This is a genomic window from Yokenella regensburgei (assembly GCF_003634235.1).
GTDB classification, from domain to species: Bacteria; Pseudomonadota; Gammaproteobacteria; order Enterobacterales; family Enterobacteriaceae; genus Yokenella; species Yokenella regensburgei.
This window is the reverse complement of the sequence record NZ_RBIZ01000003.1, coordinates 356,176-369,901: the sequence shown is the minus strand read 5'-3', so window position 1 is coordinate 369,901 and position 13,726 is coordinate 356,176. Positions and strand designations below refer to the sequence as shown.

The 13,726-nt window shown below is 55.8% G+C and carries 12 protein-coding genes; 8 read left to right on the top strand and 4 right to left on the bottom strand.

Annotated elements, in window-relative coordinates; genetic code table 11:
* Positions 1–23: 23 nt before the first annotated feature.
* Genes C7387_RS01810 through yejF form a run of 4 tightly spaced genes read left to right on the top strand, consistent with a single transcriptional unit; the run spans position 24 to position 5,548 of the window.
* Positions 24–1,829, top strand: a complete 1,806-nt coding sequence (locus C7387_RS01810) for an extracellular solute-binding protein (RefSeq protein ID WP_120815912.1) — start codon at positions 24–26, stop codon at positions 1,827–1,829.
* 8 nt (positions 1,830–1,837) lie between these two features.
* Complete coding sequence (locus tag C7387_RS01805) at positions 1,838–2,932, top strand: microcin C ABC transporter permease YejB (RefSeq protein WP_120815911.1); 1,095 nt, start codon at positions 1,838–1,840, stop codon at positions 2,930–2,932.
* Positions 2,932–3,957 carry a microcin C ABC transporter permease gene (locus C7387_RS01800; protein ID WP_120815910.1) on the top strand — a complete coding sequence of 342 codons (1,026 nt, stop codon included), beginning with the start codon at positions 2,932–2,934 and terminating at the stop codon, positions 3,955–3,957. Before C7387_RS01805 ends, C7387_RS01800 begins: the two co-directional genes overlap by 1 nt.
* 1 nt (position 3,958) lies before the next feature.
* Positions 3,959–5,548 carry a microcin C ABC transporter ATP-binding protein YejF gene (gene yejF, locus C7387_RS01795; RefSeq protein ID WP_120815909.1) on the top strand — a complete coding sequence of 530 codons (1,590 nt, stop codon included), beginning with the start codon at positions 3,959–3,961 and terminating at the stop codon, positions 5,546–5,548.
* 3 nt (positions 5,549–5,551) lie between these two features.
* On the opposite strand, the gene C7387_RS01790 is transcribed toward yejF, so the two are convergent.
* From C7387_RS01790 to rsuA, 3 genes are all read right to left on the bottom strand, one after another.
* Complete coding sequence (locus C7387_RS01790; RefSeq protein WP_006820883.1) at positions 5,552–5,896, bottom strand: YejG family protein; 345 nt, start codon at positions 5,894–5,896, stop codon at positions 5,552–5,554.
* A gap of 346 nt (positions 5,897–6,242) precedes the next feature.
* Positions 6,243–7,436: a Bcr/CflA family multidrug efflux MFS transporter gene (locus C7387_RS01785; protein ID WP_006820884.1), complete on the bottom strand. Its 1,194-nt coding sequence runs from the start codon at positions 7,434–7,436 to the stop codon at positions 6,243–6,245.
* Positions 7,437–7,451: 15 nt separating this feature from the next.
* Positions 7,452–8,159, bottom strand: a complete 708-nt coding sequence (gene rsuA, locus C7387_RS01780; protein WP_006820885.1) for a 16S rRNA pseudouridine(516) synthase RsuA — start codon at positions 8,157–8,159, stop codon at positions 7,452–7,454.
* Positions 8,160–8,310: 151 nt separating this feature from the next.
* Between rsuA and radD the strand changes: the two genes are divergently transcribed.
* Together radD and rplY are read left to right on the top strand one after the other, a co-directional pair.
* Positions 8,311–10,068: a DNA repair helicase RadD gene (gene radD, locus C7387_RS01775; protein WP_120815908.1), complete on the top strand. Its 1,758-nt coding sequence runs from the start codon at positions 8,311–8,313 to the stop codon at positions 10,066–10,068.
* 136 nt (positions 10,069–10,204) lie between these two features.
* A complete protein-coding gene (gene rplY / locus C7387_RS01770) occupies positions 10,205–10,489 on the top strand; it encodes a 50S ribosomal protein L25 (RefSeq protein WP_006820889.1) in 285 nt (94 codons plus the stop codon).
* A gap of 54 nt (positions 10,490–10,543) precedes the next feature.
* On the opposite strand, the gene yejK is transcribed toward rplY, so the two are convergent.
* The gene (yejK, locus tag C7387_RS01765) at positions 10,544–11,551 is read right to left on the bottom strand and encodes a nucleoid-associated protein YejK (RefSeq protein ID WP_120815907.1); all 1,008 of its coding nucleotides are present in this window, start codon (positions 11,549–11,551) and stop codon (positions 10,544–10,546) included.
* A gap of 133 nt (positions 11,552–11,684) precedes the next feature.
* Here yejK and C7387_RS01760 point away from each other — a divergent pair, with 133 nt between their 5' ends.
* On the top strand, positions 11,685–11,912 hold the full coding sequence (locus tag C7387_RS01760; protein ID WP_006820891.1) for a YejL family protein: 228 nt from the start codon (positions 11,685–11,687) through the stop codon (positions 11,910–11,912).
* Positions 11,913–11,931: 19 nt separating this feature from the next.
* Complete coding sequence (gene yejM, locus C7387_RS01755) at positions 11,932–13,692, top strand: LPS biosynthesis-modulating metalloenzyme YejM (RefSeq protein ID WP_120815906.1); 1,761 nt, start codon at positions 11,932–11,934, stop codon at positions 13,690–13,692.
* Positions 13,693–13,726: the final 34 nt, after the last annotated feature.

The window sequence follows — 13,726 nt, the reverse complement described above, 5'->3', positions numbered from 1 at the left end:
ACCTGGGAGGACGCCGTCTGGTGATGATTGTACGCCTGTTAATCCTGATGTTGACCCTGTTCTGCATGCAGAGCCACGCCCAAGCTATAAAAGAAAGCTACGCGTTTTCCGTTATCGGTGAACCGAAGTATGCCGTTGATTTTCATCATTTTGACTACGTTAATCCGGCGGCACCAAAAGGGGGGTCCGTTACCCTCGCCGAGCTCGGCACCTTCGATAACTTCAACCGTTATGCCCTGCGCGGCAAAGCAGGCGTGCGCACCGAGTCGCTGTACGACACCCTGTTTACCACCTCCGATGACGAACCGGGAAGCTACTATCCGCTGGTTGCCGACATGGCCCGCTACGCTGCTGACTTCTCGTGGGCTGAAATTACCATTAATCCCCGCGCGCGCTATCACGACGGCTCCCCCATCACCGCTAAGGATGTGGCCTTCACCTTCAACAAATTTATGACCGAAGGGGTGCCACAGTTCCGCCTGATTTATAAGGGCACCACGGTTAAGGCCATTGCACCTCTGACCGTACGCATTGCGCTTGCCAAGCCCGACAAAGAAAACATGCTCAGCCTGCTCTCTTTGCCCATCATGCCGGAGAATTTCTGGCGCAACCATAAGCTCAGCGATCCGCTCTCTACCCCACCTCCGGCAAGCGGTCCCTACAAAATAACCCAGTGGAAAATGGGCCAGTATATTGTTTACTCGCGGGTGAAAGACTACTGGGCGGCAAACCTGCCGGTAAACCGTGGACGCTGGAATTTCGACACCATCCGCTACGATTATTACCTTGATGACAACGTCGCGTTCGAAGCCTTCAAAGCCGGGGCCTTCGATATGCGCGTGGAGAGCAGCGCCAAAAACTGGGCGACCCGCTACATCGGCAAGAACTTCGCCAATCACAACATTGTGAAGGATGAACAGAAGAATACCTCGGCTCAGGATACTCGCTGGCTGGCCTTTAATATTCAGCGTCCGGTGTTTGCCGACCGCCGCGTGCGTGAGGCGGTGACGCTCGCCTTTGACTTTGAATGGATGAATAAAGCGTTGTTTTACTCGGCCTACAGTCGGGCAAACAGCTATTTCCAGAATACCGAATACGCGGCGCGCAACTACCCGGATGCCGACGAGCTCACCCTGCTGGCGCCGATGAAAAATGAGCTGCCGCCGGAGGTGTTTACCTCGATTTATCAACCACCGGTTTCAAACGGCGATGGCTTCGACCGTGAAAATCTGCTGAAAGCCAACCAGCTGCTGGATGCCGCAGGCTGGCCGCTGAAAGGCAAGCAGCGCGTGAATGCACAAACCGGCCAACCCCTGCGCTTTGAGCTGCTGCTGAGCGCCGGAGGCAACAACCAGTGGGTGCTGCCGTTCCAGCACAGTCTCAGCCGTATCGGGGTGACGCTGGATATCCGCCAGATTGATAACGCCCAGTTGAATAACCGTCTGCGCAGCCGCGACTATGACATGATGCCGGTACTCTGGCAGGCAACCCCCTGGCCGAGCTCCAGCCTGCGGATTGCCTGGGCCTCGGAGTACATTGATTCCACCTACAATGCGCCGGGCGTCAAAAACCCGGTTGTCGATAAACTTATCGGCGACATTATCCGCTGGCAGGGCAATAAGCAAAAGCTCCTGCCGCTGGGCAGAGCCCTGGATCGTGTGCTGACGTGGAACTACTACCAGTTACCGATGTGGTATATGGCTGAGGACCGAATAGCCTACTGGGATAAATTCTCTCATCCGGCGGTGCGTCCGGTATATTCCCTCGGGTTCGACACCTGGTGGTATGACGTTAACAAAGCGGCGAAGCTGCCTGCGGACCGACGTTAAGGAGTAGTATGGGTGCGTATCTGATCCGCCGATTATTGCTGGTGATCCCCACGCTGTGGGCCATCATCACCATTAATTTTTTCATTGTACAGATTGCTCCAGGTGGCCCTGTAGATCAGGCGATTGCCGCCATTCAGTTTGGCGATCGCGGCGCGATGCCGGGCGGTGGCGCCGAGGGAATGGGGGCAAGCCATGCCCGTACCGGGGTGAGCAACATCAGCGACAGTCACTATCGCGGTGGCCGCGGCCTGGATCCTGAAGTCATTGCCGAGATAACCCATCGCTACGGCTTCGATAAACCTATTCACGAACGCTATTTCAAGATGCTCGGCGACTATCTGCGTTTCGATTTCGGCAACAGCCTGTTCCGCAGCGCCTCGGTGCTACAGCTCATCAAAGAGAGCCTGCCGGTCTCTGCGTCGCTGGGGCTGTGGAGTACGCTTATTATCTATCTGGTGTCGATCCCGCTTGGGATCCGTAAAGCGGTGCATAACGGCAGCCGTTTTGATACCTGGAGCAGCGCGTTCATCATCATCGGCTACGCCATTCCAGCCTTTCTGTTCGCCATTCTGCTGATTGTGATTTTCGCGGGCGGCACCTGGTACGATCTTTTCCCGCTGCGCGGGCTGACCTCCGCGAATTTCGATAGCCTGCCCTGGTATAAACAGGTGACGGACTACCTGTGGCATATCACCCTGCCGGTGCTGGCGACGGTGATCGGGGGTTTTGCGGCACTGACGATGCTGACCAAAAACTCATTTCTCGATGAGATCCGTAAACAGTACGTAGTGACCGCCAGGGCCAAAGGCGTCAGTGAGAAGAACATTCTGTGGAAGCATATCTTTCGTAACGCCATGCTGCTGGTTATCGCCGGTTTCCCCGCTACCTTCATCAGTATGTTTTTTACCGGCTCGCTGTTGATTGAAGTGATGTTCTCACTTAACGGCCTGGGGCTTTTGGGTTATGAAGCCACTATCTCGCGCGACTACCCGGTGATGTTCGGCACGCTGTATATCTTCACCCTGATTGGCCTGCTGCTGAACATTCTGAGCGACATCAGCTATACGCTGGTGGATCCGCGCATTGATTTTGAGGGCCGCTGATGTTGCGTTTAAACCCCGTCAACGAAGCCCGTTGGGCTCGCTTTCGCCACAACCGTCGCGGTTACTGGTCGCTATGGCTGTTCCTCATCCTGTTTACCTGCAGCCTGTTCTCCGAACTGCTGGCAAACGACAAGCCGCTGCTGGTCGAATACCGCGGTAGCCTGTATGTACCGTTTATTAAAGACTATACCGAAGCCCAGTTTGGCGGTGATTTCGCGACCAACGCCGATTACCAGGATCCCTGGCTGCAAAAGCAGTTAAAAGAGAACGGCTGGGTTATCTGGGCACCGATTCGCTTTGGCGCCAGCAGTATTAACTTTGCCACCGACCAGCCCTTCCCCTCCCCGCCGTCGGCCACCAACTGGCTGGGTACCGATGCCAACGGGGGTGACGTGCTGGCGCGCATTCTCTACGGCACGCGTATTTCGGTGCTGTTCGGCCTGATGCTGACGCTGTGCTCAAGCGTAATGGGCGTATTTGCCGGGGCGATTCAGGGTTATTACGGCGGTAAGATTGACCTGTGGTGCCAGCGTTTTATCGAAGTGTGGTCAGGAATGCCGACGCTGTTTCTCATCATCCTGCTCTCAAGCGTTGTGCAACCCAACTTCTGGTGGCTGCTGGCCATTACCGTTATTTTTGGCTGGATGGCGCTGGTAGGCGTTGTACGCGCGGAGTTTCTGCGCACGCGTAACTTTGACTATATCCGCGCCGCCCAGGCAATGGGCGTTAACGATCGCGGCATTATCTTTCGCCATATGCTGCCAAACGCGATGGTGGCCACCCTCACCTTCCTGCCCTTTATTTTGTGCAGCTCTATCACCACGCTGACCTCGCTGGATTTCCTTGGCTTCGGTCTGCCGCTGGGTTCGCCGTCGCTTGGCGAGCTGTTGCTACAGGGCAAAAACAACCTGCAGGCACCGTGGCTCGGTATCACCGCGTTTCTCTCGGTGGCAGTGCTGCTATCACTGCTGATTTTTATAGGCGAAGCCGTGCGCGATGCCTTCGACCCGAACAAGGCGGTGTAGCATGAGTACGCCCTTACTACAGATTGATAATCTCTCCATCGCCTTCACCGACAGAGGAAAAAGCCGCACGGTGGTCAGCGAGTTGTCGCTGCAGATAGCGGCCGGTGAAACGCTGGCGCTGGTCGGGGAATCCGGTTCCGGAAAAAGCGTCTCGGCGCTGTCGGTACTGCGCCTGCTGCCACAGCCGCCGGTAAGCTACCCCACCGGTGACATCCTGTTTCACAACCAGTCGCTGCTGCATGCCGACGAGCGCACCCTGCGCGGAGTACGCGGTAACCGTATCGCGATGATATTCCAGGAGCCGATGGTCTCGCTCAACCCGCTGCATACTCTCGAGAAACAGCTGTATGAGGTGCTTTCGCTGCATCGGGGGATGCGCAAAATCCCGGCGCGCGCCGAGATCCTCGACTGTCTCGACAGAGTCGGTATTCGCAACGCCGCAAAACGCCTTGCCGACTACCCGCATCAGCTCTCCGGCGGTGAACGCCAGCGGGTGATGATTGCCATGGCGTTACTCACCAAACCTGAGCTGCTGATTGCCGACGAGCCCACTACCGCGCTCGACGTCTCCGTTCAGGCGCAAATTCTGCAACTGCTGCGTGAACTGCGCAACGAGCTCAATATGGGTCTGCTGTTCATCACCCACAACCTGAGCATTGTGCGTAAACTGGCGGATAATGTCGCGGTGATGCAAAACGGTCGCTGCGTCGAGCAAAACCGTGCCGCGGCCCTTTTCCTCGCGCCTCAACACCCCTACACCCGCCGGTTGCTCAACAGCGAGCCTTCCGGTAACCCGGTGCCGCTGCGGGAAGAAAACCGTCCGCTGCTCAGCGTTGAGAACCTCAGCGTGGCTTTCCCGGTGCGAAAAGGCATTCTGCGCAAGGTGGTGGATAACAATCAGGTGGTGCGCAACGTGAGCTTTACGCTGCACGCCGGAGAAACGCTGGGACTGGTGGGGGAATCGGGCTCCGGGAAAAGCACCACCGGGCTGGCGCTGCTGCGTCTTATCGCCTCTGAAGGCAACATCGTCTTTGACGGCCAGCCGCTTCAGGGGCGCAACCGCAAACAGCTCTTACCGCTGCGCCATCGGATTCAGGTGGTGTTCCAGGATCCGAATTCATCGCTTAACCCGCGTTTTAACGTCCAGCAGATCATCGAGGAAGGTTTACGCGTTCACCAGCCCACCCTCAGCGCAGAACAGCGCGAGCAGGAAGTGATCCGGGTGATGCAGGAGGTGGGATTAGAGCCTGACAGCCGCTTGCGTTATCCGGCCGCCTTTTCCGGTGGCCAACGGCAGCGTATCGCCATTGCCCGTGCGCTTATCTTAAAACCAGAGCTTATCGTGCTGGATGAGCCGACGTCGTCGCTCGACAGAACCGTACAGGCGCAAATCCTCACCCTGCTGAAAGCACTGCAGGAGAAGTATCGTCTGGCATACATTTTTATCAGCCACGATCTGCACGTAGTGCGTTCACTGTGCCATCAGGTGATTGTATTGCGTCAGGGAGAAGTCGTGGAGCAGGGAGAATGTCAGCGCGTATTTGCCGCACCGCAGCAGGAATATACCCGCCAGCTATTGTCGCTTAGCTGACGTTCAGAACGGGTTGTTGCCAGAAAAAGGTTCGGCGATAGCCACGCCAAAATTCTTCAGTCGGCAGGTGGCAGCAAATTCGTCCTGTCGTTCGACGAACAGGCACGGCTCACCCTCGCACTCCAGTACGGAACAGGCGACTTCGATATCGGTCAGCGCCTGGCTGAGCGTATGCATTACCGGCCAGGCTTTTTCGCCATCCGGACTCAGCAATTTCAGGCCGACCAGGCAGTTATCGTTCTGTGGGCCGTTTTGCGGAATCGGTTCAACTCTGGAACCTGCAAAACCGGCCGACCAGCGATAGCTCTGGGGCAGGCGGTGGACAATAGAAAGCTGGATAGTATTCACGATATTTCCCCGGAAGCAAAATGCTTCACAATTTATTCACATCAATTTTAACACATCGTTGACATTTAGTCCTGCATACCAAACAGAAACACGGAAACCCGCACCCGGTGCGGCTTAACGACTTATTATCTTGTGTTTTACAAAACGTTCACGAATGCATTTTGGCGCTATATGTACCCGTTTCTGTGATCTAAAACAACCTTTTTGTCTACAACGATGTGACTTTTTACATAAATTGATTTTACATAGAGGAAACATATATCTCTAATCAGAAGCGGATTTCCGTTGATATGCGTCAAAAAAGGGGCTGATTTAGCCCCTGTTTTTAATGATAAATGCTGAATTTTTACCCAGCTTTGCGCGGACGGCTGGCGTAAAGGTAGAAAAGGATAGAAAGCGTTGCGCAAAGCGCGATAGAAATCAGCATCGGCCAGGCGGAAGTAAAGGTCGCCAGCGACAGCAGTGCCCCCACGATTGCCCCAATACCAAAACGGAATGTCCCGGCAAGCGACGATGCGGTTCCCGCCATATGCGGAAACTCATCAAGGATCACCGCCATCGCGTTTGACGAAATCATCGAGATACAGCCAACAAACGCCGCCACGCCGATCACCAGCGACCAGAAGCCAACGCCCAGCAGACCGCACACCACCATCCATATCGCCATCGCGAACTGGATCCAAAGCCCGGCGCGGAACATGTTGAGCGCCCCGATGCGCCGCACAAAGCGGCTATTAATAATCGTCATAATGAACAAAAAGACGATGTTCAGCGCAAAATAATAGCCAAAGTGCTGCGGCGCCACGTGGTTAAGCTCGATGTAAACAAACGGCCCGGCGCTTAAGAAGGAGAACATCCCAGCAAAGCTGAAACCGCTTGCCAGCATGTAGCTCAGCACCCGCTTATGACGGAACAGCGTAGCAAAGTTGCCCAGCGTGGTACGAATGTGGAACTTCTGTCGCCGCTCCACCGGCAGCGTCTCGCTGATGAAAAAGAAGATCATCGTTGAGGCGAGCAGCGCGGCAACGGCGAGGATCCAGAAGATGGTGTGCCAGCTAAACCACACCAGCACCGCGCCCCCCACCATCGGTGCCACCAGCGGCGCAATGGTCGTCACCAGCATGACGAAGGACATCATGCGGGAGAACTCTTCCTTCGGATAAATATCGCGCATCAGGGCGTTGATCACCACGCTCGCCGCCGCGGCCGCCAGGCCATGGAAGAAGCGCATGATAATCAGCTGATCGATAGTCTGCGACAGCGCACAGGCCACCGCCGCCGCCGCGAACACCAGCGTACCGCCGAGGATAACGGGTTTACGCCCGATACTGTCGGCCATCGGACCATACAACAGCTGCCCGACCGCAAAGCCCAGAATATAGGTACTCAGGGTCATCTGCGCACTGCCTGCCGGTACGCCAAACTGCGCGGAGATAACCGGCAGCGCAGGCAAGTACATATCGATAGACAGCGGCATCAGCATGGCCAGCAGGCCAAGGATCAAAATAATGCCCAGCGAAGAGTGTTTCCTGGTCGTCACGCATCACTCCTGAAGTTAACTGGACGGCGCACCGACGGAGGCAATCTCTTCTGCCGTCAACGGGCGGTATTCTCCGGGCTCAAGGCTCGGGTCGAGCGTGATATCGCCAATGCGCTCACGATGCAGTCCGACAACGCGATTCCCCACCGCTGCAAACATACGTTTGACCTGATGATAACGACCTTCGCTAATCGTCAGGCGCACTTCCGTTGGCGTAATCACTTCAAGCACCGCCGGTTTGGTCAGCGATTTTTCATTGTGCAGCTGAACGCCTTTCTCAAACTGTTCAGCGGTATCGTCGCTCACCGGCGATTCCAGGTTCACCAGATAGGTTTTTTCGCAGTGGTGTTTTGGCGACGTAATACGGTGCGACCACTGACCGTCGTCGGTCATCAGTACCAGCCCCGTGGTGTCGATATCCAGACGCCCCGCTGCATGCAGTTTGTGCGCAACAGGTTCATCGAGGAAGTACAGCACCGTTGGATGATCCGGATCATCAGTGGAGCACACGTAGCCCTGCGGCTTATTAAGCATGAAGTAGCGTGGCCCGTTCTGCTGAGTCAGCGCATTACCATCGTATTCAACATGGTGCTCTGGCTCGAGTTTAAACGCGGTGTTTTTAACAATGTCGCCATCCACGGTAACGCGGCTGCCGCGGATCTCGCGCCCGGCAATAGCACGGCTGACGCCGAGTTGCTGAGCGATAAACTTATCAAGTCGCATGAGGTTTTTTTAGCCTGTAATAATGCCGGAGGTCGGGCACAGATCCCGAAAAAAGAAGTAATAACAGAAACCAGTATAACGGGCTCCTTCCGGCACTCAAGGAAAAAGATTCGTGGCATACTATGTGGCTGTTAATGGATATCATTGAGTTATGACTTTTACCCTTCGTCCCTACCAGCAGGAAGCCGTCGACGCCACCCTCGCCCACTTTCGTCGTCACCGCGAACCGGCAGTGATAGTGCTGCCCACCGGTGCCGGAAAAAGCCTCGTCATTGCCGAGCTGGCAAGGCTCGCGCGTGGCCGCGTGCTTGTGCTGGCGCATGTCAAAGAGCTGGTCGCGCAGAACCATGCTAAATATTGTGCCCTTGGCCTCGATGCCGATATTTACGCCGCCGGGCTTAAGCGCAAAGAGAGCCACGGCAAAGTCGTGTTTGGCAGCGTTCAGTCGGTCGCCCGTAATCTTGACCATTTCCAGGCCGAGTTTTCGCTGCTGATTGTCGATGAATGCCACCGCATTGGCGACGACGAAGAGAGCCAGTACCAGCAAATCCTTAATCATCTGACCGGGGTAAACCCGCACCTGCGCCTGCTCGGGCTCACCGCTACGCCTTTTCGTCTGGGTAAAGGCTGGATCTATCAATTCCACTACCACGGCATGGTGCGCGGTACCGAGAAAGCCCTGTTTCGCGACTGCATCTATGAGCTCCCGCTGCGCTATATGATAAAGCACGGTTATCTGACGCCGCCGGAGCGGCTCGATATGCCGGTGGTGCAGTACGATTTCAGCCGTCTGCAGGCGCAGAGCAATGGTCTTTTCAGTGAGGCAGACCTCAACCGCGAGCTGAAAAAACAGCAACGCGTGACGCCGCACATCATCAGCCAGATAATTGAGTTCGCCGAAGCGCGCAAAGGGGTGATGATTTTTGCCGCCACCGTCGAGCACGCACGGGAAATCACCGGCCTGCTGCCCGCAGACGATGCGGCTCTGATTACCGGCGAAACCCCGGGCCCGCAGCGCGATGAGCTGATAACCGCCTTCAAAGCGCAGCAGTTTCGTTTTCTGGTCAACGTCGCGGTACTGACCACCGGATTTGATGCTCCGCATATCGACCTGATTGCGATTCTGCGCCCGACCGAGTCCGTTAGCCTGTATCAGCAGATTGTGGGACGTGGACTGCGCCTCTCCCCGGGGAAGACCGACTGCCTGATCCTCGACTATGCCGGTAATCCACACGACCTTTACACCCCGGAAGTGGGGGCACCAAAAGGGAAAAGTGACAACGTCCCGGTACAGGTTTTCTGCCCAGGATGCGGCTTTGCCAATACCTTCTGGGGGAAAACCACCGCCGACGGTACGCTGATTGAGCACTTCGGTCGTCGCTGCCAGGGGTGGCTTGAGGATGACGACGGCAACCGCGAACAGTGCGATTATCGCTTCCGCTTTAAAAACTGCCCGCAATGTAATGCCGAAAACGATATTGCCGCCCGCCGCTGCCGCGAGTGCGATACCGTGCTGGTTGACCCGGACGATATGCTGAAAGCGGCGCTGAAGCTCAAAGACGCGCTGGTGTTACGCTGCAGCGGCATGCAGCTGCAGCACGGGGCGGATGAGAAAGGCGAATGGCTGAAAATCACCTATTTCGACGAAGACGGCGCGGACGTAAGCGAGCGTTTTCGTCTGCACACCCCTGCCCAGCGTATAGCGTTCGAACAGCTATTTATCCGCCCACACACCCGCACGCCGGGCGTTCCGCTGCGCTGGATAACGGCCGCTGATATCGTGGCGCAGGAGCCTCTGCTGCGCCATCCCGATTTCGTTGTGGCGCGTAAGAAAGGCCAGTTCTGGCAGGTCCGTGAAAAGGTCTTCGACTACGAGGGACGCTTCCGTCGGGCCAATGAGTTGCGCTGAATGTCGCTTTTCCATTGATGCGAAATGCTTTCGCGGCTATAATGCCGCCCGCTTTTGCATTCCATATGCAAAGCAGATCACTTACCTGCTGCTGGGTCGCCTGTAGCAGGAATTACATTAAGTAAGAGAGATATCAATGTTTACTATCAACGTAGAAGCACGTAAAGAGCAGGGTAAGGGTGCGAGCCGCCGCCTGCGCGCAGCTAACAAGTTCCCGGCTATCATCTATGGTGGCGAAGCTGCTCCGGTTGCAATCGAACTGGATCACGACAAACTGTGGAACATGCAGAACAAACCTGAATTCTACAGCGAAGTTCTGACTCTGGTTGTCGACGGCAAAGAAGAAAAAGTGAAGGTTCAGGCTGTACAGCGTCACGCGTTCAAAGCCAAACTGTCTCACATGGACTTCGTTCGCGCGTAATCGTCGCTGACAAGTCAAAAAAAACCCCGCATTGCGGGGTTTTTTTTATGGCTGTCATTTACCGCCGGAAGTACGGCGCTGCAGCTGGTCACGCAGGTTCGGCGGTGTACCTTTGATGGTCAGCGTATCGGTTGCCGGATCCCAGAAGATCCGTTCCCCGAGCAGCATGGCGTCGAAATTAATCGTCAGGCCGCCGCCGCTGCCAGCATATTTAGTCAGCTGGCGCAGGGTACTGCGGTCCGCCGGGAAACTCTCTTCCAGCTCATAGCCTTTCTCCGCGGTGAATTCCTGGAAACTCACTTCGCTAACGCCCGCAAGCTCTTTAGAGAGTGATTCCAGCTCAATCTCTTCTCCCGCCTGCAGTTGTTCGTTGCAGTAGGTGTAGACCTGCTGGCGCACATTCTGACGCTCGGACTTATCGAGCTGCGCTTCTGCCGTAAAATCGTCTACCGCCTGCAGCAGACCTCGGTTTTGCGCTTTCGCATTCAACCCTTCGCTGGCGCCGAGGAAATCCATAAAAAAATCGGCCACTTTGCGACCCACGCGCCCTTTCAGGAATGTCAGGTAGCGGGAAGAGTCCGGATTGGTTTCCCACTCGGTGAGATCGATACGCGCCACGATGTCGGCGTGATTAATATCCAGATAATGCGTCGCGCTGATATCCAGCTGTTCATTTACGCGCATGCTGTTCAGGTTATTCAGCACCGCAACCAGCAGGTACTCTACCGCCAGGTAGCGGTAATGGCAGAACAGGACAATGCCGCCTTCGGCAAACGGGTATTTCACCAGCTCATCGCGCAGGCGACCGGTAGCCGCGCGGCTGAACGCCAGAAAGTCCTCTTCGCCCTGACGATTCAGGCGCAGGGTTTGTGCCAGCTCGCTGTCGTCATTGAACATGCCGTAAGCTTTATTTTTGGCGCTGTAGACGCGATGCAGCTCCGCCATCATCTCTTCGACGGTTGCCGTCGGCTCCAGCAGGGTATCGCGCAACACCAGCTCAAGGTTCTGTTCATCACGCTTGATAAGCTGGTGCAGGGCAATCTGGTTGATGTCCAGACTCATGTTAAACTCTCCTTTTAGACCGGGCGGTATTCAATCACCCCCGGCGCGACTGTGCAAGAGTAGAAAAAAAGCGGAAAAAAAGCTGGTGCTACGTTAATATGTTGCCCTTTCATGAACAAACAGATTTTGATTTATGCCGCAACTCTCCCGCTATAGTGATGAACACGTTGAACAACTGCTGAGTGAACTGCTCAACGTACTGGAAAAACATAAGTCGCCGACCGACCTGTCGCTGATGGTGCTGGGTAATATGGTGACTAACCTGATTAATACCAGCGTCGCTCCGGCCCAGCGTCAGGCGATTGCCCGTTCGTTCGCCCAGGCGCTTCAGTCTTCCGTCAGCGACGACAAGGCTCACTAAGGAACACGTACAACAGCATATGGTGACTTACCGTCAGTCTTACCGAGAAAAAGTCTCCCAGATGGTTAGCTGGGGGCACTGGTTCGCCCTGTTCAACATGCTGTTGGCCATGGTTCTCGGTAGCCGCTATCTTTTTGTCGCCGACTGGCCGACAACGCTTGCCGGGAGACTTTACTCCTGGGTGAGTGTTGTCGGGCACTTTAGCTTTCTGGTGTTTACCACCTACGTACTGATCCTGTTTCCACTGACGTTTATCGTCATGTCGCAGCGGTTGATGCGCTTCCTGTCGGCGATCCTCGCCACCGCCGGAATGACGCTCCTGCTCATCGACACCGAAGTCTTTACCCGCTTCCACCTCCATCTTAATCCCTTCGTCTGGGAACTGGTGATTAACCCGGACCAGAACGAAGTCGCGCGAGACTGGCAGCTGATGTTTATCAGCGTACCGGTTATTTTGCTGCTTGAGATGCTGTTCGCCACCTGGAGCTGGCAAAAGCTGCGCAGCCTTACCCGTCGCCGCCGCTATGCGGTGCCGGTCGCGTGGTTGTTCTTTATCTCCTTTATCTCCTCCCATTTGATGTACATCTGGGCGGATGCCAATTTCTATCGGCCGATCACCATGCAGCGCGCCAACCTGCCCCTCTCCTACCCCATGACCGCCCGTCGGTTTCTGGAGAAGCATGGTCTGCTTGATGCGCAGGACTTCCAGCGTCGTTTGATTGAGCAAGGCGACCCGGAAGCCGTTTCCGTTCAGTATCCACTGAGCGATCTGCACTTCCGTGATATGGGGCCGGGCCAGAACGTCCTGCTGATTACGGTTGATGGGCTGAACTACTCGCGCTACGAGAAGCTGATGCCGGAACTGGCAGGCTTCGCGCAGAAAAACGTGACCTTCACCCAGCACATGAGCTCTGGTAACACCGTCGATGGCGGCATCTTCGGCCTGTTCTACGGTGTTTCCGCAGGCTACATGGACGGCATTCTGTCGACGCGCACGCCAGCGGCGCTGGTGACGGCGCTAAATCAGCAGGGTTACCAGCTGGGGCTGTTCTCGTCTGATGGTTTCCAGAGCCCGATGTATCGCCAGGCGTTGCTCTCCGATTTCTCATTGCCACCGGCAAAAGATCAGAGCGATGAACAAACTGCCAGCCAGTGGATTAACTGGCTCGAGCACGACGCTGAGAACGATAACCGCTGGTTCTCGTGGGTGGCACTGAACGGTACCACCATCGATGACGGCCAGCAGCAGAGCTTTACCCGCCGTTACAGCCAGGCAGCAGGCGACGTTGATGCACAAATTGGCCGCGTGCTGAACGCGCTGCAGGCTTCAGGCAAGATGGACAGCACGGTGGTTATCATCACGGCGGCCCACGGTATTCCGCTGGATGCTCAGCGTAATGGTTTCGACTGGTCACGCCCTGCCCTGCAGGTGCCGCTGGTTATCCACTGGCCGGGCACGCCAGCGCAACGCATTAATACGCTGACCGGTCACAAAGACGTGATGACCACGCTGATGCAGCGTCTGCTACATGTCAGCACCCCGGCGAATGAATATTCTCAGGGTCAGGATCTGTTCAGCGCCACTCGTCGCCAGTATTGGGTGACCTCGGCGGATACCAATACCCTTGCCATCACCGCGCCGGAAATCACCGTGGTACTCGAAAACAACGGTAGATACACTACCTGGGATCGAAAAGGTGACAAGCTGAAGGATCAGAAACCGCAGCTCAGCCTGTTGCTGCAGGTTCTGACGGATGAGAAGCGCTTCATCGCTAACTGATTAATTATGAATCAGTTAGCAGAGGGCTTGCTTG

Coding starts and splice junctions, on each gene's coding strand:
- C7387_RS01810 (WP_120815912.1), top strand. CDS start 24: ATGATTGTACGCCTGTTAATCCTGATGTTGACCCTGTTCTGCATGCAG.
- C7387_RS01805 (WP_120815911.1), top strand. CDS start 1,838: ATGGGTGCGTATCTGATCCGCCGATTATTGCTGGTGATCCCCACGCTG.
- C7387_RS01800 (WP_120815910.1), top strand. CDS start 2,932: ATGTTGCGTTTAAACCCCGTCAACGAAGCCCGTTGGGCTCGCTTTCGC.
- yejF (WP_120815909.1), top strand. CDS start 3,959: ATGAGTACGCCCTTACTACAGATTGATAATCTCTCCATCGCCTTCACC.
- rsuA (WP_006820885.1), bottom strand. CDS start 8,159: ATGCGACTTGATAAGTTTATCGCTCAGCAACTCGGCGTCAGCCGTGCT.
- radD (WP_120815908.1), top strand. CDS start 8,311: ATGACTTTTACCCTTCGTCCCTACCAGCAGGAAGCCGTCGACGCCACC.
- rplY (WP_006820889.1), top strand. CDS start 10,205: ATGTTTACTATCAACGTAGAAGCACGTAAAGAGCAGGGTAAGGGTGCG.
- yejK (WP_120815907.1), bottom strand. CDS start 11,551: ATGAGTCTGGACATCAACCAGATTGCCCTGCACCAGCTTATCAAGCGT.
- C7387_RS01760 (WP_006820891.1), top strand. CDS start 11,685: ATGCCGCAACTCTCCCGCTATAGTGATGAACACGTTGAACAACTGCTG.
- yejM (WP_120815906.1), top strand. CDS start 11,932: ATGGTGACTTACCGTCAGTCTTACCGAGAAAAAGTCTCCCAGATGGTT.